The 21,296-nt window shown below is 58.1% G+C and carries 18 protein-coding genes; 11 read left to right on the forward strand and 7 right to left on the reverse strand.

Translation table 11 applies throughout. The features are described 5' to 3' along the window. Window positions 1-208: 208 nt before the first annotated feature. The 5 genes from D3871_RS06920 to D3871_RS06940 form a co-directional block, all read right to left on the reverse strand. On the reverse strand, window positions 209-913 hold the full coding sequence (locus D3871_RS06920; RefSeq protein ID WP_119768228.1) for an outer membrane lipoprotein: 705 nt from the start codon (window positions 911-913) through the stop codon (window positions 209-211). A gap of 232 nt (window positions 914-1,145) precedes the next feature. Beyond that, window positions 1,146-2,672, reverse strand: a complete 1,527-nt coding sequence (lysS, locus tag D3871_RS06925; protein WP_119768229.1) for a lysine--tRNA ligase — start codon at window positions 2,670-2,672, stop codon at window positions 1,146-1,148. Window positions 2,673-2,795: 123 nt separating this feature from the next. Then, a protein-coding gene (gene prfB / locus D3871_RS06930; RefSeq protein WP_119768230.1) for a peptide chain release factor 2 occupies window positions 2,796-3,900 on the reverse strand; the annotation gives its coding sequence in 2 pieces (ribosomal slippage) (window positions 2,796-3,818 and window positions 3,820-3,900; 1,104 coding nt in all). Between the two features lie 155 nt (window positions 3,901-4,055). After that, window positions 4,056-5,750: a single-stranded-DNA-specific exonuclease RecJ gene (recJ, locus tag D3871_RS06935; RefSeq protein ID WP_119769945.1), complete on the reverse strand. Its 1,695-nt coding sequence runs from the start codon at window positions 5,748-5,750 to the stop codon at window positions 4,056-4,058. Then, a complete protein-coding gene (locus tag D3871_RS06940) occupies window positions 5,747-6,811 on the reverse strand; it encodes a hypothetical protein (protein WP_119768231.1) in 1,065 nt (354 codons plus the stop codon). Before D3871_RS06940 ends, recJ begins: the two co-directional genes overlap by 4 nt. A 139-nt stretch (window positions 6,812-6,950) precedes the next feature. Between D3871_RS06940 and D3871_RS06945 the strand changes: the two genes are divergently transcribed. The 10 genes from D3871_RS06945 to ftsB all read left to right on the forward strand — a co-directional run bounded on the left by D3871_RS06945 (window position 6,951) and on the right by ftsB (window position 18,570). Continuing rightward, window positions 6,951-8,216: a lipoprotein-releasing ABC transporter permease subunit gene (locus D3871_RS06945; protein ID WP_119768232.1), complete on the forward strand. Its 1,266-nt coding sequence runs from the start codon at window positions 6,951-6,953 to the stop codon at window positions 8,214-8,216. 87 nt (window positions 8,217-8,303) lie between these two features. Next, the gene (gene lolD / locus D3871_RS06950) at window positions 8,304-8,990 is read left to right on the forward strand and encodes a lipoprotein-releasing ABC transporter ATP-binding protein LolD (protein WP_119768233.1); all 687 of its coding nucleotides are present in this window, start codon (window positions 8,304-8,306) and stop codon (window positions 8,988-8,990) included. Continuing rightward, on the forward strand, window positions 8,980-9,777 hold the full coding sequence (locus D3871_RS06955) for a TatD family hydrolase (RefSeq protein ID WP_119768234.1): 798 nt from the start codon (window positions 8,980-8,982) through the stop codon (window positions 9,775-9,777). Before lolD ends, D3871_RS06955 begins: the two co-directional genes overlap by 11 nt. 4 nt (window positions 9,778-9,781) lie before the next feature. Further along, window positions 9,782-12,214 carry a DNA internalization-related competence protein ComEC/Rec2 gene (locus D3871_RS06960; RefSeq protein ID WP_119768235.1) on the forward strand — a complete coding sequence of 811 codons (2,433 nt, stop codon included), beginning with the start codon at window positions 9,782-9,784 and terminating at the stop codon, window positions 12,212-12,214. Between the two features lie 115 nt (window positions 12,215-12,329). Beyond that, window positions 12,330-13,154, forward strand: coding sequence for an alpha/beta fold hydrolase (locus tag D3871_RS06965; protein ID WP_119768236.1), 825 nt, complete (start codon window positions 12,330-12,332; stop codon window positions 13,152-13,154). Continuing rightward, window positions 13,141-14,094, forward strand: coding sequence for a lipid A deacylase LpxR family protein (locus D3871_RS06970; RefSeq protein ID WP_119768237.1), 954 nt, complete (start codon window positions 13,141-13,143; stop codon window positions 14,092-14,094). Before D3871_RS06965 ends, D3871_RS06970 begins: the two co-directional genes overlap by 14 nt. Before the next feature lie 134 nt (window positions 14,095-14,228). Beyond that, entirely contained in the window at window positions 14,229-15,890 is a 1,662-nt protein-coding gene (locus D3871_RS06975; RefSeq protein WP_119768238.1) for a CTP synthase, read from the forward strand. Continuing rightward, window positions 15,887-16,741 carry a 3-deoxy-8-phosphooctulonate synthase gene (kdsA, locus tag D3871_RS06980; RefSeq protein WP_119768239.1) on the forward strand — a complete coding sequence of 285 codons (855 nt, stop codon included), beginning with the start codon at window positions 15,887-15,889 and terminating at the stop codon, window positions 16,739-16,741. The genes D3871_RS06975 and kdsA overlap by 4 nt, the downstream gene beginning before the upstream one ends. 120 nt (window positions 16,742-16,861) lie before the next feature. Further along, complete coding sequence (gene eno / locus D3871_RS06985; protein ID WP_119768240.1) at window positions 16,862-18,145, forward strand: phosphopyruvate hydratase; 1,284 nt, start codon at window positions 16,862-16,864, stop codon at window positions 18,143-18,145. A 113-nt stretch (window positions 18,146-18,258) separates the two neighbouring features. Next, window positions 18,259-18,570, forward strand: coding sequence for a cell division protein FtsB (gene ftsB / locus D3871_RS06990; RefSeq protein WP_119768241.1), 312 nt, complete (start codon window positions 18,259-18,261; stop codon window positions 18,568-18,570). A gap of 211 nt (window positions 18,571-18,781) precedes the next feature. Here ftsB and hslO read toward each other — a convergent pair whose 3' ends face one another. Together hslO and D3871_RS07000 are read right to left on the reverse strand one after the other, a co-directional pair. Next, on the reverse strand, window positions 18,782-19,714 hold the full coding sequence (gene hslO / locus D3871_RS06995) for an Hsp33 family molecular chaperone HslO (RefSeq protein WP_119768242.1): 933 nt from the start codon (window positions 19,712-19,714) through the stop codon (window positions 18,782-18,784). 2 nt (window positions 19,715-19,716) lie between these two features. Next, the gene (locus tag D3871_RS07000) at window positions 19,717-20,241 is read right to left on the reverse strand and encodes a gamma carbonic anhydrase family protein (protein WP_119768243.1); all 525 of its coding nucleotides are present in this window, start codon (window positions 20,239-20,241) and stop codon (window positions 19,717-19,719) included. A gap of 56 nt (window positions 20,242-20,297) precedes the next feature. On the opposite strand from D3871_RS07000, the gene D3871_RS07005 reads away from it, so the two are divergent. Beyond that, the gene (locus D3871_RS07005) at window positions 20,298-21,125 is read left to right on the forward strand and encodes a ferritin-like domain-containing protein (protein WP_119768244.1); all 828 of its coding nucleotides are present in this window, start codon (window positions 20,298-20,300) and stop codon (window positions 21,123-21,125) included. Window positions 21,126-21,296 lie beyond the last annotated feature (171 nt).

Genomic DNA, 21,296 nt, shown 5'->3' on the forward strand with positions numbered 1-21,296 from the left:
CTATGGCAAGGATTGTTACAGCGTCGTATTTCCTTACAAACTCTTCTAATGTTAGAAAGAAAGATTTGTCATGTTACGTACGAGTCAGGACTGGTATAAGACATGAAATTTCATCAAACACAGGGCAAGGAATCTGCAAAAAAGAAAAGGCGGCATACGCCACCTTTTTAATCACATGCCGTGAAATGGCTTGCGTGAGCTGCGTGAGTTACGCACGAGCGGTAAGCTGACCGTCGACCACACGTACGCGATCACCCGTGTTCCAACCCGGCTGCTGGGCAAACGGAAATGTGCGGGTCTGCCCGTCTTCCATGCGTACGCGCACCTGATAGCTTGTCGTGGAACGTGTCCGTTTTTCCACTTCGTTGCCTGCATACCCGCCTCCGACCGCGCCTGCGACAGTCGCCAGCTTGCGGCCGTTGCCGCCGCCGACCTGATTGCCTAATACGCCTCCCAATACTGCGCCGGCGACCATGCCGACACCGCTAGGCTGGGCCGCTTGCTGAATCGCTTGTACGGACTCTACACGTCCACAGCTGTAGCAGACTGCCGGTGCTTGAGCCACTGCAGGCAAGTTACTGTTGTAAGTTGGACGGGGCTGCGCAGGTGCATGTGCAACGCGGGGTGTGGATGCGCGCTTTTCAGCCGGCGCAGGTTTCGCGTTCGCCGACTTGGATTCGGCCTGCTCATCCTTCGTTTCCACCAGAGCGGCGGGAGAGGATGCAACGGCTGCCGAGCCAACCGAAGTGGCGACCGGAGAGGCTTCCGCCGCAGCGGCTGGTGTCGAGCTGCTATGCGATGTTGGAATCAGCCCTGTCATCGCGGCAACGCCGGTAAGGCTGACCAGCATGACGGAAATCGCCGCGCCAGCGACCAGTGGGTGAACTCGGCTCGATGTATTGTTGTTTTCCATATGACCTCCTGTGTCGGACAACGTCAATGCAAGTGCATGAACCGATTATCGGAGGTAAGAACTTTGGCGACTAGGTCATTATTGTGTCAGCTGTAAGGCTTTGTAACCCGGTTTGCTGAGTGTCAAACCGCTGCGGCGCAGGTCATCAGTAGGCAGGGCCGCACATCAATACGAAAAACAAAACAGGGCCGCTCGGGCCCTGTTCTTCATGCTATTCAAGCACTACGCATCGTCAATCTTCGCGGCGCAGGTGAGGGAAGAGAATCACGTCACGAATGTTGGGCGAGTCGGTAATGAGCATCATCAGGCGATCGATGCCGATGCCGCAACCGCCGGCCGGAGGCATTCCGTATTCCAGTGCACGGATATAGTCGGCGTCGTAAAACATCGCTTCCTCATCGCCGGCATCCTTCGCTGCGACCTGGGCCTGGAAACGCGCAGCCTGGTCTTCCGGATCGTTCAGTTCCGAGAAGCCGTTTGCAATCTCGCGGCCGGTAATGAACAGTTCGAAGCGTTCGGTAATGCCTGCAACTGTATCGGATGCGCGCGCCAGCGGCGACACCTCGACCGGATAGTCGATGATATAGGTCGGCTCCCACAACTGCGCTTCCGCAGTCTCTTCGAACAGCGCCAGTTGCAGTGCGCCCAGTCCAGCAGTGGCAAACGGTGCCACACCGAATTTTTTCAGTTCGGCTTTCAGGAAAGCTGCATCGTTTAACTGTTCATTGGTGTACTGCGGTGCGAACTTGTTGATCGCTCCGACGATGGTCAGGCGGTGGAAGGGCTTGCTCAGATCCAGTTCGCGGCCCTGATAGGTCAGCTGTGCGGTACCGTGCGCATCGATCGCGGCTTGGCGAATCACCGCTTCGGTAAAGTCCATCAGCCATTTGTAGTCGACATACGCCGCATAGAATTCCATCATCGTGAATTCGGGATTATGACGCGGCGACACACCCTCGTTGCGAAAGTTGCGATTGACTTCGAACACCCGATCGAAGCCGCCCACCACCAGACGCTTCAGATACAGCTCGGGCGCGATACGCAGGAACATCTGCATGTCGAGCGCATTGTGGTGCGTGGTGAAGGGTTTGGCCGCAGCCCCGCCGGGAATCGGATGCAGCATCGGCGTTTCGACTTCCATGAATTCATGTTCGGACATGAAGCGACGGATCGACGACATGGCGGCCGTGCGCGCCTTGAAGGTGCGGCGGGTTTCCTCACTGGTAATCAGGTCGACGTAACGCTGCCGGTATTTGGTTTCCTGGTCCGACAGGCCATGGAACTTGTCCGGCAGCGGACGCAGCGATTTTGTCAGCAGACGCAAGCCGGTAACCTTGATCGAGAGCTCCCCGGTCTTGGTCTTGAACAGCGTGCCCTCGGCGCCAAGGATGTCGCCCATATCCCAATGCTTGAAAGTGGCGTGCAATGCTTCGCCGGCGTTGTCATTGGTGATGTAAAGCTGGATACGGCCGTCGGCATTGCGGCCGGATCCGTCCTGCAGCGTGGCGAACGAAGCCTTGCCCATCACGCGCTTGAGCATCATGCGGCCGGCAACCGTCACCTTGACCGGGTCGGCTTCAAGCTGTTCGTTATCGAGTTCGCCATAGCGGGCATGCAGATCCCACGCCTTGTGTTCGGGGCGAAAATCGTTGGGGAAGGCGATGCCTTGTTCGCGCAGCGCGGCCAGCTTGGAGCGGCGTTCCGCAATGATCGAATTTTCGTCTTGCGCCGGAGCGGCGTTTTCTATTTGCTTGTTCATTTCAGTAATGCGTGAGTGACTGCGAGATATAGGGAAGCGGCATAGGGGACGGCAGGCTTTTCGGAGCATCAGGCCACTGCGCGGCCGGTTTCCGGCCGCGCGCCAAATGCGTCGTATCAGCCTTTACACACCCTGTTTCAGCGAGGCGGCAATGAAGTCGTCGAGGTCGCCGTCAAGCACGGCTTTCGTATTGCCAACTTCGTGGTTGGTACGCAAATCCTTGATGCGCGACTGGTCGAGCACATAGGAACGGATCTGATGGCCCCAGCCGATATCGGTTTTGGAGTCTTCCATTTTCTGCTGCTCGCTCATGCGCTTGCGCAATTCCAGTTCATACAGCCGCGACTTCAGCATGGCCCAGGCTTCGGCACGGTTGCGGTGCTGGCTGCGGTCGTTCTGGCACTGCACGACGATGCCGGAAGGTCCGTGCGTCAGACGCACCGCCGAGTCGGTCTTGTTGATGTGCTGTCCGCCGGCACCAGATGCGCGGAAGGTATCCACGCGCACGTCGGCCGGATTGACGTCGATTTCGATGGATTCGTCGACTTCGGGGTAGACGAATACGCTGGAAAAGGAAGTGTGTCGGCCATTGGCGGAGTCGAACGGCGACTTGCGAACCAGGCGGTGCACGCCGCTTTCGGAACGCAGGAAACCATAGGCATACTCGCCTTCGACCTTGATGGTCGCGGTCTTGATGCCGGCGACTTCACCTTCGGATTCTTCCAGAATTTCAGTCTTGAAACCCTTGCGTTCGCAGTAACGCAAATACTGGCGCAACAGCATCGACGCCCAGTCCTGCGCTTCGGTGCCGCCTGCGCCGGCCTGGATATCGATAAAGCAGTTGTTGGGGTCCATCGGATTGGAAAACATCCGGCGGAATTCCATGCCTTCAACCAGTTTCCTGAGTTCATCGGCATCGTGTTCGATCGCCATCAGCGTATCTTCGTCCTGCTCTTCGCGTGCCATATCGAACAGGTCGCGCGCATCGGCCAGGTCGGCATCGATCTTGGTGAGTGTGAGGACGATCGCTTCCAGCGATTTCTTTTCCTTGCCGAGATCCTGGGCACGCTTGGGGTCGTTCCAGACGTTCGGGTCTTCCAGTTCGGCGTTGACTTGTTCGAGTTTCTCTGACTTTACATCGACGTCAAAGATACCTCCGAAGTTCGGCTGCGCGGTTTGTCAGGTCCGCAAGCAGCGAGGAGAGGGAATTGAGGCGTTCGGCTTCCATGATATTTTCTTTGCAATCAAACCTTAGATTATACCCGAGCAGCCTGTCGCTCAGGCGCATTGGTGGCCTGAGATCGCAGCGAAAACAGGAGCATAAGGAGTAGCTCGAATGGCCTGCCGTCGGCTGTTGCCGAAAAGGCAAGCGATCAAGCGGTGTCAGGCCGGCTGCGCATGTTCAACCAGCAATTGCACCCGCACCGCGCCGTTGAATTCGTTGGCATCGAGCCGATAGGCCACCACGGCGCGTTCCGGCAATTCCTCGATGTGGCCGAACCAGATGGCGTCGTAGCGGCGCCCCGACTTTTCCAGGCTCAGTTTCAAATGCTTTTCCTTCAGGACGCGTTGGTTGAGTACACGGAATTCGTCGCAGAACACCGGCGGCGCGAATCCCTGGCCCCATACCTGGCCGGCGAGCAGTTCAATGAAATTCGGCGTGAAATACGCTTCTTCCAGCGGTCCGTCGGTTTCGACGATGCGTTCCAGCTGGCTGTCTGTCAGCCACTCGCGGCCGACCGCTTCAAAGGCGTCGGCAAAGGCGTCGAACGCCTCGGCCCGAATCGTCAATCCCGCCGCCATTGCATGCCCGCCAAACTTCTGTATCACCGACGGTGCATGCTTGGAAACAAGATCAAGCGCGTCGCGCAGATGGAAGCCGGCAATCGAGCGGCCCGACCCCTTGATCAAGCCTTCTCCACCAGGGGCGAAGGTGATGGTCGGCCGATAGAACTTGTCCTTGAGCCGGGACGCGACAATCCCGATGACGCCCTGATGCCAGGAGTCGTCGAATACGCTGATGGTCGTGCGTGTGCGCGGTTCGAACGAATCGAGCAAGGTCAAGGCGGTATCCTGCATATCCGATTCGATTTCTCGCCGCTCCCGATTGATCGCGTCGAGCTGTTGGGCAATCGCCCAGGCACGGCCCTCATCGTCCGTGGTCAGGCATTCGATACCGAGCGACATGTCTGCGAGACGTCCTGCGGCATTCAGGCGCGGACCGAGCGCAAAGCCGAGATCGAACGGCGTTGCACTCCGCGCTTCGCGTCCCGCAGCCCGGAACAGCGCAGCCACGCCGGCTTGCATGCGACCCGAGCGCATGCGCTTGAGTCCCTGTGCCACCAGGATGCGGTTGTTGCCGTCGAGTTTGACCACATCGGCCACCGTGCCCAGCGCAACCAGGTCGAGCAGTGCATCGAGCTTGGGCTGATTCTGCGCATCGAATCTGCCGCGCTTGCGCATTTCCGCGCGCAAGGCGAGCAGGACGTAAAACATGACTCCCACCCCGGCCAGGTTCTTGCTCGGAAATCCGCAGGCGGGCTGGTTGGGATTCACGATCACGCGTGCGTCGGGCAGGGTGTCGCCGGGCAAGTGGTGATCGGTGACGACAACGTCGATGCCGCGGCGCTTGGCCTCCGCCACGCCATCGATACTGGCAATGCCGTTGTCCACCGTGACGATGATATCCGGCGCTTTTTCCCTTACCGTCAGTTCGACAATTTCCGGTGTCAGGCCGTAGCCGTATTCGAAGCGGTTCGGCACGATGAAATCGACCTGCGCGCCGAGCGAACGCAGGCCACGCAGGCCGACCGCGCATGCGGTTGCGCCGTCGCAGTCGTAGTCGGCGACGATAACGAGTTTTTTTCCATCGGCAATCGCGTCGGCGAGGTAACTTGCGGCAGCGTCCACATGAAGCAGGCCGGACGGATTGATCAGCGAGGTCAGGTCGCTTGACAGTTCCCGGACGTCAGCCAGGCCACGGGCAGCGTACAAGCGTGCAAGCACGGGGTGGACGCCTTGCTGGCGCAGCATTTCGGCGGTGCGGAACGAATAGCTCCGCGTGGCGATGCGGGTCATTGACATAGTGTTGCGAGTGAAGGCTTGACCCAGAATTTCCGCAAGGATGTTCGGGTAGTGGTGAATCGGGAAAGGCGGATGTCGTTGGTAATCACCAGGCTCAGTGACGCCAGCGACCCCGATTTGAGAGCGGCCAACAATGGCGCGCACCAGTCGGTTTCGATGCGACGCACGCCGTTGATCCAGCCGGCCCAATCGCTTGAAAGGGCAGCCTCCTGCAAGTCGTCGAGGAGTATCAGTCCGCGCTCGGGCAGCCTGTCCAGCAGTGCGCCGGCAGAGGCGGCCGTCCTCGTTCCGGCGTTGTCGGGCATAAGTGCCGGCATCCAGTCGTTCAGGTTACAGGCAAAGTCATACGGCGGCGCACTTCGTTTCATGTCTGCTGCGGCAGCACCCCAGAGCCAGAGAGAATTGACCGGCTTGAGCCGTCGCTCCTCTCTTTGCGCATTCAGAGGATGATCGTGCCAATGCATCTGCACCTCATTCTGCACCTTGCGCCAGTCGCGTTCGCCGGCGCCCTTTGGCATCCAGATATCGATGTTGTGACCGCTTACGGCATCCGGCGACGAAGTTTGCAGGCCATCCCAGGCGTCGGCGCGCAGGAACCAGTAGCGAGCATTGCCAAAACGCAAATCATGGCCGGCATCGCTAAATAGAGGTTTTGCGATTTCAAACAGTACGCGCGCCTCCGGTTCCGTTAGCATAAGCTGGCGCGGATTGGTCAATACGAGATGGTCGCGCGCAAAATGAATATGTACCGGCTCCACGATGAACCACAGGCCTTCGTCGACTGACTGACCAAGCGCCCGCATGAGTTCGGTGCTGACCGGCGGGCTGCCGCTGTCCTGCAGTCGACCGTCAAGGCCAAAGCGGCGCGCCAGCCAGGTTTCGTGGGGCAGGGTACGGTAAAAGTCGGCGAAGTTTTCGCGCCGGGCGGCCACGTCTTCGGATTTTGCACGTGCGGTGAGCGTGGCAAGGGCCGGGGCATTCAACTCGCGGAACAGGTCCGGAGCAAGCTCTTCCGGCGGCAGACCGAAAGGGATCAGGATATCAAGATGACTCATCGTGTGATTGTAGGGCAAATATATGGCAAACTTCGGCTTCGCCGGATGTTGCCAAACTTCTATGCAAGGTTAAGCAGAACAAATTGGCGCTTCATCCGTCGCTCAGACGATCCGGCGACTTATTCCATGGAGTTTTCTTTTGAGTATTGTTAACAAACTACCGTTCGAATGGTTGGTCGGCATGCGATATACGCGCGCCGGTCGGCGCAGCGGCCGTAACAGTTTTATTTCATTCATATCATTGATTTCGATGGCGGGGATTGCCCTCGGTGTCGCCGCCCTGATCGTCGTGCTGTCCGTGATGAACGGATTCCAGAAGGAAGTGCGCGACCGGATGCTGTCGGTGCTGTCCCATATCGAAGTGTACGATGCCTCCGGTAGTTTGCCGGACTGGCACGTCACCGCGAAAGAGGCGATGCAGGTCAAGGAAGTCAAGGGCGCCGCGCCTTATGTGGCGGCGCAGGCCATGATGACGCGGGACGATACCGTGCGCGGGGTGATCATTCGCGGTGTCCTTCCGGAGGAAGAACCCAAGGTATCCGATGTGGCCTCGCAGGTGCGCGATGGCAGTTTCAATAATCTGAAATCCGGAGAGTTCAATATCGTTCTCGGACGCGAACTCGCACGTGGACTGCATGTCGAGGTCGGCGACAAGGTCACGATGATCGCCCCGCAGGGCCAGATCACGCCGGCCGGCGTCCTGCCTCGCCTCAAGCAGTTTACGGTCGGCGGCATCTTCGAAGCCGGACACCATGAATACGATTCCGGCCTCGCCTTTATCCATATCGACGACGCAATGCGCATGTTCAAGCTGGAGGCGCCTTCCGGCTTGCGCCTGCGCGTGGAAGACATGCAGCGTGCGCCTGAGGTGGCGCTGACGCTGTCCCGCATCCTGAACGGCAACCTGCTGATACTGGACTGGTCGAAACAAAACCGCACATGGTTCGCCGCCGTGCAGACCGAAAAGCGGATGATGTTCATCATCCTTACCCTGATCATCGCGGTGGCAGCTTTCAATCTCGTATCGACGCTGGTCATGACGGTCACCGACAAGCAAGCCGATATCGCCATCCTGCGCACGCTTGGCGCATCGCCGGCTTCGATTCTGAAGATCTTCATGATCCAGGGAGCGCTGGTTGGATTGCTCGGTACCGCGATTGGAGTCGGCCTAGGCGTGCTGGTGTCGATGAATATCGATGTCATCGTCCCCTTTATCGAGCGCATGCTCGGCGTGCAATTCCTGTCCAAGGAAATCTACCTGATTACATCTCTGCCTTCCGATCTGCGCTGGCCGGATGTCTGGAGGATAGGCGGTGTTGCGGTAATTCTCGCCTTCCTGGCGACGCTGTACCCGAGCTGGCGCGCCGCCAATGTGCGACCCGCCGAAGCGCTGCGCTATGAATAAGCACAAGCCCATGTATGCAGGCAACACGCTTTGCATGCCGGAAAGCCGCGTTGCAGCGGTATTTGCCAACACGTCGCTGGAATGAGGATGGATCAAACAGTCTTGTCTTGTCGCGGTCTCGCGAAAACTTTTACCCAGGGAAAATACTCCGTCAGCGTCTTGAACGGCATTGACTTCAGCGTCTCGCGCGGTGAACGGGTGGCCATCGTCGGTGCATCGGGTTCCGGCAAATCGACGCTGCTGCATTTGCTCGGCGGGCTGGACACGCCATCGGCTGGAAGCGTCAGCCTGCTTGGCAAGGACTTTGCCGGCCTGAACGAAAAAACGCGCGGCGACCTGCGCAACAATTCCCTCGGTTTCGTTTATCAGTTCCATCATCTGCTGCCGGAATTTTCTGCGCTCGACAATGTCGGCATGCCGCTGATGATCCGTCGCAAGAGCAGGGCCGAAGCGCGCGACGCGGCGCTGCAGGTATTGACGCGCGTTGGCCTGGAAAAGCGCGTGTCCCATGTGCCCGGTGAACTGTCCGGCGGCGAGCGTCAGCGCGTGGCACTCGCCCGCGCGCTGGTAACCCAACCTTCCTGCGTGCTGGCCGATGAGCCGACCGGCAATCTTGACCGTGTCACCGCGCACAAGACTTTCGATCTGATGCTGGAACTCTCGCGTACGCTCGGCACCGCCTTCGTCATCGTGACGCACGATATCGAACTGGCGCGTCATTGCGATCGTGTGCTGCGTTTGTCGGAAGACGGTTTGCATCCCTATGTGGATTGATACGCACTGCCATCTGGATGCAAGCGAATTCGCCGGCGAGCATGTCGACGTCGCGGTGCGGGCGGGACAGCAGGGCGTATCGATGATTGTGATCCCGGCGGTAGCAACAAGCAATTTTGCGACGGTAAAAACGCTCGCCCATGGGGCCGGCAACTGCTGCTATGCACTCGGCATCCATCCGATCTTCGTGCCCGCCGCGGAAGAGAACGACTTGGACCTGTTGCGCACAACAGTGAGCGAAGCAATGACCGATCCGCGGTTTGTGGCGATTGGTGAAATAGGACTGGACTTTTTTATTCCAGGTCTCGGCACCGGTGAATTGCGCGAGAAGCAGGAACGGTTCTACAGCGGACAGTTAAAGATAGCGCGGGATTTCGGCCTGCCGGTGCTGCTGCATGTACGACGCTCACAGGACATGATCCTGAAATACCTGCGCCGGATCGATGTTGCGGGTGGCATTGCCCATGCCTATAACGGAAGCTTCCAGCAGGCGGAAGAATTCATCAGGCGCGGCTTCATGCTCGGCTTCGGCGGAGCGATGACTTTTACCAGAGCATTGCAAATCCGCAGGCTCGCTACCGAATTGCCCGAAACTGCGCTGGTGCTGGAAACCGATGCGCCGGATATCTCGCCCGCATGGGTGCACCCGGGACGCAATAGTCCGGAGCAGTTGCCACAAATCGGACAGGTGCTGGCGGAACTGCGCGGCATGTCCGAATCCGATATTGCGTATCAGACGTCGGCCAATGCACGGTCGGTTCTGCCACGTCTGACAGTACTCGTTTGACCGCATGCGCAGTGTAATCCTCGGCCTGGTGGCCGGTGCCGCGCTCTTGCAGGTTCAGGCAACACTCCTGTCCAACCCTGTGCTATTGGTGTTGCTGCTTGTGTCTGCGATAGCCTTGTCGGCTGCGCGCCGGCTCGCCATATCTACCGCACGTATAACCACATTCGCCGCATGCGGCGCGGTAATCGGCTTTGCCTGGGCCGGCTTGTATGCTCAGTATTATCTGATGCACGAACTGCCAGGCGCATGGGAAGGTCGCGACCTTACCGTGGTTGGCACCGTTGACAGCCTTCCGTACAGCTTCGAACAGGGTGTGCGTTTCAATTTTTCCGTTGAACGGGTCGTTGAGCCTGTTGAAGCGCGCGACGTGATTCCGCCGCGACTTGCCTTGTCGTGGTACTCGGCATTTCGGATGGACGAGTTGCAGAAAGTCGGGAGCGTACGCCCCGGCGAGCGCTGGCAATTGACGGTGCGTTTGCGTCGGCCGCACGGAAACGCAAACCCGCATGGATTCGATTATGAGGTGTGGTTGCTGGAGCAGAACTTGCGTGCCACCGGGTATGTGCGTCCGGACCAGAACGCCTCCTTGAAAAACATGCGTATCGATACATTCGTCGCGACACCCGGAAACGCTGTCGAGCGTTGCCGCGCCTGGCTGCGTGAGCGCATTCATGACGCCTTGCCGGATAAGGAATATGCCGGAGTCATTGTTGCGCTGGTGATCGGGGATCAGCGCGCAGTTAGCCAGTCGGACTGGCAGGTGTTCAACCGCAGCGGCATCGGACACCTGATTTCCATATCCGGTCTTCATATCACCATGATCGCCGGATTGTTTTCCGCCATGGTATTCGGGCTTTGGCGACGTTCGTTTTTTACCAATGCGCAGTTACCGCTGCTTCTGCCTGCGCATAAAGCCGCCGCACTCGCCGGTGCCGGGATCGCCTTGCTGTATGTGTTGCTTGCCGGGTTCGGTATTCCTGCTCAGCGTACGCTGTACATGCTGTCGGTGGTGGCGCTCGCGCTTTGGTTTGGTCGAGCTACCAGCGTGTCGCATGTGCTTTGTTTGGCCCTGGGTGTCGTCGTCATGATCGATCCCTGGGCGGTGCTGTGGCCTGGATTCTGGCTGTCGTTCGGCGCGGTCGGGATTCTGCTTTTTGCAACGACAGGCCGAGCACAAGGCCATGCCCGTGCTGCCGAGTCATATGGCACGCGCGGCTTTCTTTCATTGAAAGCTGCGGTTCATACCCAGTACGCGATCACAATTGGACTGGTGCCGTTGACCCTGCTTCTGTTCGGTCAGGTTTCACTGATCAGCCCGATCGCTAACGCAATCGCCATTCCATTGATCAGCTTTGTCGTCACGCCACTGTCGCTGATCGGTAGCATGCTGCCTTCGCCCTTGTCGGCTTGGGTGCTCGGACTGGCGCATTTTCTTGTGGAGTCGCTGGCGCATCTGCTGAGCTGGCTCAGCGCATCCAGGATCGCCGTGTGGACTAGTCCGTTGCCGTCATGGTGGGCGTTTTTGGCGGCATTGCTCGGTACGCTATGGATGCTCGCACCGCCTGGCTGGCCGGTGCGCTGGCTCGGCGTCCTTGGTTTGGTGCCGGTGCTGCTTTTGGTTCCGACCCGCCCGGAAGAAGGTGAGGCCTGGGTCACGGCCTTTGACGTGGGGCAGGGCATGGCACTGCTCATCGAGACTCCGCAACGTCGCCTGCTTTACGATACGGGGCCATCTTTTTCTCCCGAGTCCGACGGCGGCAACCGCGTCATCCTTCCCTATCTGAAAGCCCGAGGCATCGACCGTCTGGATGCACTGGTCGTTTCGCACAGTGACAACGACCACTCCGGCGGAGCCTTGTCCGTGCTGCGCGATGTCAAGGTGGAAAAGTTGCTGTCGTCGCTGCCGTTGGATCATCCGATTGCACTGCAGGCGGTCACGCACGAGCGATGCGCAGCAGGGCAAGGATGGCAATGGGACGGTGTCAGATTCGATATGCTGCATCCGTCTTCGGAAAGCTATGAGAGCACCAAATGGAAGCCTAACGCCAGGAGCTGTACCTTGAGATTGGCAATCGGATCGCAGTCGATGCTTTTGCCCGGCGATATCGAAGCCGCACAGGAAGCAGCATTGGCTGCCGAGCGAGGCGATGCCCTTCGTTCCACCGTGTTGCTCGCGCCGCATCACGGCAGCGGCACATCCTCGACGCGGCAGTTTCTCGATGCGGTTCAGCCCAAGATCGCCTTGTTTCAGGTTGGTTATCGCAACCGCTACCGGCATCCGAAAAAAGAAGTGTATGAGCGCTATGGAGAGCTGAACATCCAGCGTGTTCGTACAGACGAAGCCGGCGCGCTTACCCTGAAATTCAATGGTCGCGATGAACCCCCTGTATTGCACGAGTATCGCAGTGAACATGCGCGTTACTGGTATGGGCGCTAACCGTAGACTCGAACCGGCGGCAATGTGGTACTGCACTCGTCCGTAATAATCACATTACAATCCCGGTGAGCCTGATAACTGATCAGAGCGTTGCCCCGATTTCCTGATTCTTCACATGACCCGACCTATTCTTCATTTCGCGCACGCCAATAGCTTTCCGACCGGGACTTACCGCGTCTTTTTCGAACACCTGAAGAAGCACTACCAGGTGGACGCACTGGATATGCATGCACATAATCCAGCCTATCCGGTCACGAATGGCTGGAGCGCATTGACGCGGGAATTGCTGGACGATTTGCAGGCGCGGCACCGCGAGCCGGTCGTGCTGGTCGGGCATTCGATGGGCGGCATGCTTAGCCTGTTGGCCGCAAAGGCGCGCCCTGACCTGGTGCGGTGCGTCGTCCTGCTGGATTCTCCCGTGGTTGCCGGCTGGCGCGCCTTCCTTCTACGTTGGGCAAAGCAGGTCGGTGCCGACAAGAAGTTTTCGCCGGCAAAATTTTCCGAGAAGCGGCGCAATCACTGGCCGGATGCCGAAGCGGCATATACGCATTACGCGGCAAAGCCCATGTTCGCGATTTGGCCCGAACAAGTCTTGCGCGACTACCTGCAACACGGCCTGAAACCCGCTTCCGATCAGGAAGGCGTGACACTTCGCTTCACACGAGAAACCGAGACAGCGGTCTATCGCAGTTTGCCGCATCATATCGGTTCGCTGGTGGGGCGCAACTTTCCTGTGCCTGTCGGCTTTGTCGGCGGAATCGATTCGATCGAATGCCGCCAGGCTGGCCTGGTCGCGACGAAAAGACTGGTCGGCAAGCACTATACGCAAATTCCGGGTGGTCACCTGTTCCCGATGGAGTCGCCGGATAGAGCGGCGGCGGCAACCCATGAAATGATCAAGTCCCTTCTTTCGAATCGAGCCGCGCATGCGCACAAATAATCCCGCGCCATTCCTGGGCAAGCTGATTATCGCTGCCGGCTTGTCGATATGCGCTGTCGTTGCGCGCGCCAATCCGGTTTCGGATTTTTTTTCGGGCTTTGCTCAGGCGCGTGAAAGCGGAAAAATCTCGCATATTGTAGGCATTGATAACGATACGCTGCTGCTGAACCGAAACGACGGTTTCTATACCAGCGGCAAGAATTACGCGCAAATTCATACTGTCCGCCAGGTCGGGCAAACAACGGTATTCGGCTGGCGCATCGCGCAGGATCTGTACACCGCATCGGATATCAAGCTTCCACCCGCCCAGGTTGGAGCACCCGACCATCCCTATGCAGGGTGGCTGCACGGCGGGGTATTCAAGGAAGTGCATCGCGAGGACGGTACGTATTCCAAGACCGGAATGGATATCGGCTGCCTGGGCCCCTGTGCCGGCGGCCGATGGACGCAGACTAATTTTCACCGTGTCATCGATCAGCCGCTGCCGCAAGGCTGGTCGCGCCAGGTTAGAAATGAAATCGGCGTGGTGTTCCACGGCGAACTGGCGCCGGTCAGCTGGCGTGCCGAGGCGTTCGATCTGACACCTGCGCTGCACGGCCGCTTCGGCAATATCTTTACGGATATCGGTGCGGGATTCACCGCCCGGGCCGGTCGGCTGAATCTTTTACCCCGGCAGCCTGCACTGTACGGATATTTGCACGCCGACCTCAAGATAGTGGGATACAACGCTACGCTGCAGGGTGGCTATTTTTCCAGAAACAATCCACATACCGTCGATCCGAAACGCCTGGTCGGAGAAGCGGAAATCGGCTTTGCCTGGAACGACGGAACATATGGCGCCCGCGTCGGACTGGTCCGCAAAGGCAATGAAATCCGCGGATTATCGAATTCTGCCGGGGCGCAGAACTATTTGCACATGCAATTTTCCTACACGCCTTGAACATACCCTGATCTTGGAATCCCTGGACAGATATCCAGTAGAGAAAGACAAAAACCGGCAAAGTCGAGAATCGGCAAACCGGTTTGGGGTATAATTTGAATTTCCCGCACGTGCCGTTCGGCACATCTCCAGCAATGACCAAGTTTGTATTCGTTACTGGCGGCGTTGTTTCATCCCTCGGTAAAGGGATTGCAGCCGCTTCTCTCGCTGCGATCCTTGAATCGCGCGGCCTCAAAGTCACTCTTATCAAGCTCGACCCGTATATCAACGTGGATCCGGGTACGATGAGTCCATTCCAGCACGGCGAAGTGTTTGTCACCGACGACGGCGCCGAAACGGATCTTGACCTCGGGCATTACGAGCGTTTCATCACCGCGAAGATGAAGAAGCACAACAACTTCACCACCGGCCAAATCTACGAATCCGTAATCCGCAAGGAACGTCGCGGCGAATACCTCGGCAAGACCGTACAGGTAATCCCGCACATCACGAACGAAATTCAGGATTACATTCATCGCGGCGCCGAAGGATTTGACGTGGCGCTGGTCGAGATCGGCGGCACCGTCGGCGATATCGAATCCCTGCCTTTCCTTGAGGCGTCCCGTCAGCTCAGCCTGCGCGCCGGCCGCAATGCCGCCGCGTTTGTGCATCTGACGCTCGTGCCTTACATCGCTTCCGCTGGCGAGCTCAAGACCAAGCCGACCCAGCACAGTGTGCAGAAGCTGCGCGAAATCGGTATTTCGCCTGACGCGCTGCTGTGCCGTGCCGACCGTCGCATTCCCGACGACGAGCGCGCCAAGATCTCGCTGTTTTCCAATGTCCAGGAAGACGCGGTCATCTCCGTCTGGGACGCCGACACGATTTACAAGATTCCTCAGATGCTGCACGACCAGGGACTGGACCGCATCGTCTGCGACAAGCTTGGCCTGTCGCCGCAACCGGCGGATCTGTCGGTCTGGAACAAGCTGGTGTTTGCGCTCGAGCATCCGAAGGCGGAAGTCACCATCGGCATGGTAGGCAAGTATGTCGACCTGACCGAATCCTACAAATCGCTGACCGAAGCGCTGCGTCATGCCGGCATCCATACCGAGAGCCGCGTCAACATCGAATACATCGACTCGGAAGAAATCGAAGAGCGCGGCATTTCTGCGCTTGAGAAATACGATGCGATCCTCGTGCCGGGCGGCTTCGGTAAACGCGGCGTCGAAGGCAAGATTGCTGCCGCCAAGTACGCTCGCGAGAGCAAGGTACCGTATCTGGGCATCTGTCTCGGCATGCAGGTCGCGCTGATCGAGTTTGCACGCAACAAGGCCGGACTCGCGAACTCCAACTCGACCGAGTTCGATCCCGATACCGCCCATCCGGTCGTGGCCCTGATCACCGAATGGCAAAACCATGACGGCAAGGTCGAGAAGCGCGATGTCAATTCCGACCTCGGTGGCACCATGCGCCTTGGCGCGCAGACCTGCGCCGTGAAGCCGGACACGATCGCCGCCGAAATCTATGGCGACGAAGTGACGGAACGCCATCGCCATCGCTACGAGGCAAACAATCACTATCTCGGACGCGTGGAAGAAGCCGGCCTCGTGGTCTCCGCCCGTACGCCGACCGAGAACCTGTGCGAGATCATGGAACTGCCGCGCACCGGCGACAACGCGCACCCCTGGTATGTCGGCGTGCAGTATCACCCCGAGTTCAAATCGACCCCGCGTGACGGTCATCCCTTGTTCATCTCCTTCATTAAGGCGGCGCTTGCACAGAGGCAGGCATCGTCCGCGCAAAGGAAAGCGGCATGAAGCTGTGCGGATTTGAAGTTGGCCTCGACCGGCCGTTCTTTCTGATCGCCGGTCCCTGCGTGATCGAGTCGCAGCAAATGGCGCTCGATACTGCGGGACGCCTGAAAGAACTGACTGCCGAACTAGGCATTCCCTTTATCTACAAGTCGTCGTTCGACAAGGCGAACCGTTCGTCGGGCACGTCTTTCCGTGGACTTGGCATGGAAAAGGGCCTCGACATTCTTTCCGAGGTCAAGAAGCAGCTGGATGTGCCTGTCCTCACGGACATTCACGAGATTGACGAAATCAAACCGGTCGCTGCCGTAGTGGACGTACTGCAAACGCCGGCGTTCCTGTGCCGTCAGACCGATTTCATCCGCGCCTGCGCGCAGTCTGGCAAACCGGTCAACATCAAAAAGGGGCAGTTTCTGGCTCCCGGCGATATGAAGAACGTCATTGACAAGGCACGCGCTGCCGCACAGGAAGCGGGTCTTGAGCAGGATAACTTCATGGCTTGCGAACGCGGCGTATCCTTCGGCTACAACAACCTTGTATCCGACATGCGTTCGCTGGCCATCATGCGTGAAACCGGTTGCCCGGTTGTGTTCGACGCTACCCACTCGGTGCAGTTGCCGGGCGGGCAGGGTACGTCGTCCGGCGGACAGCGTGAATTCGTTCCTGTCCTGGCGCGTGCCGCAGTTGCCGCCGGCATCTCCGGCCTGTTCATGGAAACCCATCCGAATCCGGCGGAAGCCATGTCGGACGGACCGAACGCAGTGCCACTCGGCCGCATGAAGGATTTGCTTGCGACATTGATCGAGCTCGATCGGGTCGTCAAGAAAACCGGTTTTATCGAAAGCGACTTTTCCTGAGCGGATTTGCGTTTTTCCGGGGCGCGTTGCGCCCATCCATGAATAATACCGCTGTGATTGCAGTGATCAGGTGCGCCGGGCGCGCCTTATGAAAATTTTCTTTGAAATTGGGAGAACTGAATGAGTGCCATCGTTGACATCATCGGCCGTGAAGTAATCGACTCGCGCGGCAACCCTACCGTCGAATGCGACGTCCTGCTGGAATCCGGCGTCATGGGCCGTGCAGCCGTTCCATCCGGCGCCTCCACCGGTTCGCGCGAAGCGATCGAACTGCGCGACGGCGACAAGAGCCGTTACCTCGGCAAAGGCGTACTCAAGGCCTGCGAGAACATCAATACCGAAATCTCCGAAGCCATCATGGGCCTCGATGCCAACGAACAGGCATTCCTCGACCGCACTCTGATCGATCTCGACGGAACTGAAAACAAGGCCCGCCTCGGTGCCAACGCTACGCTGGCCGTTTCCATGGCTGTCGCAAAAGCCGCTGCCGAAGAATCCGGCCTGCCGCTGTATCGCTATTTTGGCGGTTCGGCCGCCATGCAGATGCCGGTGCCGATGATGAATGTCATCAACGGCGGCGCGCATGCGGATAACAATCTCGACCTGCAAGAATTCATGATCATCCCGGTTGGCGCACCGAGCTTCCGCGAAGCGATTCGCTATGGCGCCGAAGTGTTCCACACGCTGAAGAAGATCCTGCACGACAAGAAGTTGACGACCGCGGTCGGCGACGAGGGCGGTTTTGCTCCCTCGGTCGACAACCACGAAGCAGCGATCAAGTTGATTCTGCAAGCGATCGAACAAGCCGGCTATGAGCCGGGCACCCAGATTGCACTGGGCCTGGATTGCGCGGCGTCGGAATTTTACAAGGATGGCAAGTACCAGCTGCATGGCGAAGGCCTGTCGCTGTCGTCGGCCGACTTTACCAATCTGCTCGCGACTTGGTGCGATAAGTATCCGATCATCTCGATCGAAGATGGCATGGCGGAAAACGACTGGGAAGGCTGGGCGACGCTGACTGGCGCGCTGGGCAAGAAGGTTCAGCTGGTGGGCGACGACCTGTTCGTCACCAATACCAAGATCCTGCGCGAAGGCATCCAGAAAAATATCGCCAATTCGATCCTGATCAAGATCAATCAGATCGGTACATTGACCGAGACGTTTGCTGCGATTGAAATGGCTAAGCGCGCCGGCTACACCGCCGTGATTTCGCATCGCTCCGGCGAAACCGAAGACGCCACGATTGCCGATATCGCAGTGGGCACCAATGCGCTGCAGATCAAGACCGGTTCGATGTCCCGTTCCGACCGCATGGCAAAATACAACCAGTTGCTGCGTATCGAAGAAGACCTCGGCGATATCGCCAGCTATCCGGGACGTAGCGCTTTCTACAACCTGCGCTGATCTTCGCTTTTGGTATAAGTGGAAAACGAAGTCTGACGCGCGAGTGTAGCGTGGAAGCAAAAAATGGGAGCCGCGGCTCCCATTTTTTATAACGACCCCACTACAATGTCGGCATGCGTTTAATCACCGTCAGTCTTGCGGCATTACTTATCCTGATCCAGATCCCTTTGTGGATGGGTAAGGGAGGGTGGTTGCGTGTATGGGATCTGGACAAGCAGGTTTCCGCGGCTCAGAAGAAGAACGAAGAACTCAAGGCCCGTAACGCGAAGCTTAATTCCGAAGTCAAGGATCTGCGGGATGGCACCGGCGCCGTTGAAGAACGCGCCCGTTATGAGCTGGGCATGATCAAGGATGGCGAGATTTTTATCCAGATTCTGCAGCCGAATGGTGCTCAGCCTGCCCCGGCTAGAGCAGTTTCACCCTGACTTGCCAGGCGAGGCCGAGGCGATTTGGCTGTGGAACAAGGCGCGGCGACGCGACATGGCTAGCCATGGCAAGGAGGCGTAACGCCGTGCCGCAGGCAAATCGTCCGGCATCGACGGCACAGTCAGGGTGAAATTGCTCTAGCGTCGCCCCGGCCCCTCAAGCTGACTGAAATCAACTACTGCGTACGCTCACTAAGACCTCAGCCCGTCATTAATGTTTTACATTGCCTGCCGGTTGAATTGCATCGCTGGTATGTTCCGTGGCGAACAACTGCGCACAATCCACCTTATCGAAGTCATAATGCTGGCCGCAAAAATCGCAGTCGATTGCCAGTTTGCCCAAGTCCTCCAGAGCGGAATCGACCTCCGGCTTGCCCAGCATCTTGAGCATGTTGCCGACTTTCTCCCGATTGCAGCTGCAATAGAATGAGGGATGGCGCGGCTCGAATACGCGTATCGTCTCTTCCCAGAACAGTCGATGCATCAAGGTGTTGATATCGGTCGCCAGCATTTCATCCCTGCGTAGCGTCGATGCAAGCATCACGGTGTGATGCCAGGCTTCCGCATCCTCGCTGCCCGGTGCGCCGATTCCGCCTTCCTTCGGCAGTTTCTGTAGCAGCAGGCCACGCGAGACCGTCGCGTCCGCTGCCAGCCAAAGCTTGGTATCAAGCTGTTCGGAGCGCAGCATGTAGTTTTCGATCACGACCGCGACCGTATCGCCGTCCAGCGGTACGATGCCCTGGTAAGGCTGCTGGCCAGGCAGTTTTTCCTTCGGGTCCAGCGTGATGACGAAACGACCGTGGCCGTGAAGATTCACCAGTTCCGTCAGCGTAGCGTCATCGGCGATCACGACGTCGTCAGCCAGTTTTGCCGTCGCACGCAACTGCAGGTCCGAATCGCATTCCACGACCAGCAGACGTACCGGCCCATCACCATGCATCTGCATGATCAACATGCCGTTGAACTTGAGATTGGCCGACAGCAAAGCTGCCGCCGCTATCATCTCGCCCAGCAAGGTGCGGACAGCGGTGGGATAAGCTTTCCGCGCCTGCACTTGTTTCCAGGTTTCCGAGATTTCGACAAATTCACCGCGTACGGCGGCATTCTCGAAAATAAATCGTTGCAGCGTATCCATTGTTTCCATCATTACCCGATTCGTTTTAACTCTTGCTTGAACAGTTGGCCGCGCTTGACGTAATTGCCCGTGTTGCGATGCATGCGCGCTATGTCTTCCTCGTTCAGCGTGCGAACCGCCTTGGCCGGCGAACCGATGATCAGGGAGTTGTCGGGAAACTCCTTGCCTTCGGTGACAAGGGCGCCAGCACCGACCAGGCAGTTCTTGCCGATTTTTGCACCGTTGAGGATGACGGCCTGGATGCCGACCAGCGAGCCTTCGCCTATCGTGCAACCATGCAGCATGGCTTGATGGCCCACCGTGACGTTTTTGCCGACAGTCAACAGATAGCCGGGATCCGTGTGCAAGATGCAGCCTTCCTGGACATTGCTGTTTTCGCCGATGGTGATTAATTCGTTGTCGCCCCGTATCGTGACGTCGAACCAGATGCTTGCGTTGGCTTCGACCTTCGCCTTGCCGATGATGTTCGCCGTATCGGCAATATATGCGGATGGGTCAATATCGGGGACATGCTCGCCCAATTGGTAGATGGCCATGTATTTCCGTAGAATGAGGGGTTTGCTTCAAAAACCGACATTTTACCGCCGCTCGCATGAACGCATCATCGTCCGACCACATCGTTGCCGCCAGGGATCTTCGAGAAGCGGCGCTCTACTGGCTCGAAGCCGGAGACCCCGCAACAAAAGTGGAGGGCGTCAATGCCTTGGCAAGAAATTGGGCCGCCGGACAATTGCATCTCGATGTCCGTACTGTCCTGCTGCCACGCCATGCAATACCAGGACGTCCGTCGCGTCCTGAGCTTGTGCCGCCCCGTGCGGTGAAGCACCGTTCAATGCGTACCGTGGAGGGAAGGGCCGCATTGGTGCATGCATTGGCGCATATCGAATTCAATGCCATCAATCTGGCGCTTGATGCAATGTGGCGTTTTGCAGGCATGCCTGAAGCCTATTACACAGACTGGTTGAAAGTGGCTGACGAGGAAGCCCTGCATTTTTCACTGCTCAACGCGCACCTGCGTACACTCGGCTACGCCTACGGAGATTTTCCCGCTCACAATAGTTTGTGGGACATGGCGGAAAAAACTTCTGGCGATGTGCTCGCGCGTATCGCGCTGGTACCACGCACATTGGAAGCCCGCGGCCTTGACGCCTCACCTGGGGTGCGCGCAAAGCTGGCACAAGCCGGCGATCTGCCCGCGGCACAGATACTTGACATCATCCTGCGCGACGAGATCGGTCATGTGGCGGTCGGCAACCGTTGGTACGCATGGCTTTGCATGGAGCGCGGCCTGGATCCGGTTCGGGCATATGCAGAGCTTGCATTGCAATACAAGGCGCCGATATTGCGCGGACCATTCAATCTTGAAGCGCGAAAGGCGGCCGGTTTCAGCGACGCCGAACTTGCGGCTTTGCAACTCTGACCTGTACTCGTTTTTTTTCGTTTGACTGAGGAATCACAAGTTTATTGCAGTGTTGCAAACGCTCAATGAAACTTGCGCCACTTATGTGGGTCTTTGCATCTGAAAGGTCGTTATCCGGTATGTCGGCACAGTGCTCTTGGCATTCGCAAGGCATGTATCAGACCCGCAGCC

The sequence above is a fragment of the Noviherbaspirillum saxi genome (genome assembly GCF_003591035.1).
Taxonomy (GTDB): domain Bacteria; phylum Pseudomonadota; class Gammaproteobacteria; order Burkholderiales; family Burkholderiaceae_D; genus Noviherbaspirillum; species Noviherbaspirillum saxi.

Coding starts and splice junctions, on each gene's coding strand:
- D3871_RS07005 (WP_119768244.1), top strand. CDS start 20,298: ATGAACGCATCATCGTCCGACCACATCGTTGCCGCCAGGGATCTTCGA.
- D3871_RS06920 (WP_119768228.1), bottom strand. CDS start 913: ATGGAAAACAACAATACATCGAGCCGAGTTCACCCACTGGTCGCTGGC.
- D3871_RS06940 (WP_119768231.1), bottom strand. CDS start 6,811: ATGAGTCATCTTGATATCCTGATCCCTTTCGGTCTGCCGCCGGAAGAG.
- D3871_RS06965 (WP_119768236.1), top strand. CDS start 12,330: ATGACCCGACCTATTCTTCATTTCGCGCACGCCAATAGCTTTCCGACC.
- D3871_RS06960 (WP_119768235.1), top strand. CDS start 9,782: ATGCGCAGTGTAATCCTCGGCCTGGTGGCCGGTGCCGCGCTCTTGCAG.
- hslO (WP_119768242.1), bottom strand. CDS start 19,714: ATGGAAACAATGGATACGCTGCAACGATTTATTTTCGAGAATGCCGCC.
- D3871_RS06975 (WP_119768238.1), top strand. CDS start 14,229: ATGACCAAGTTTGTATTCGTTACTGGCGGCGTTGTTTCATCCCTCGGT.
- D3871_RS06955 (WP_119768234.1), top strand. CDS start 8,980: ATGTGGATTGATACGCACTGCCATCTGGATGCAAGCGAATTCGCCGGC.
- kdsA (WP_119768239.1), top strand. CDS start 15,887: ATGAAGCTGTGCGGATTTGAAGTTGGCCTCGACCGGCCGTTCTTTCTG.
- eno (WP_119768240.1), top strand. CDS start 16,862: ATGAGTGCCATCGTTGACATCATCGGCCGTGAAGTAATCGACTCGCGC.
- D3871_RS07000 (WP_119768243.1), bottom strand. CDS start 20,241: ATGGCCATCTACCAATTGGGCGAGCATGTCCCCGATATTGACCCATCC.
- D3871_RS06970 (WP_119768237.1), top strand. CDS start 13,141: ATGCGCACAAATAATCCCGCGCCATTCCTGGGCAAGCTGATTATCGCT.
- lysS (WP_119768229.1), bottom strand. CDS start 2,672: ATGAACAAGCAAATAGAAAACGCCGCTCCGGCGCAAGACGAAAATTCG.
- ftsB (WP_119768241.1), top strand. CDS start 18,259: ATGCGTTTAATCACCGTCAGTCTTGCGGCATTACTTATCCTGATCCAG.
- lolD (WP_119768233.1), top strand. CDS start 8,304: ATGGATCAAACAGTCTTGTCTTGTCGCGGTCTCGCGAAAACTTTTACC.
- recJ (WP_119769945.1), bottom strand. CDS start 5,750: ATGACCCGCATCGCCACGCGGAGCTATTCGTTCCGCACCGCCGAAATG.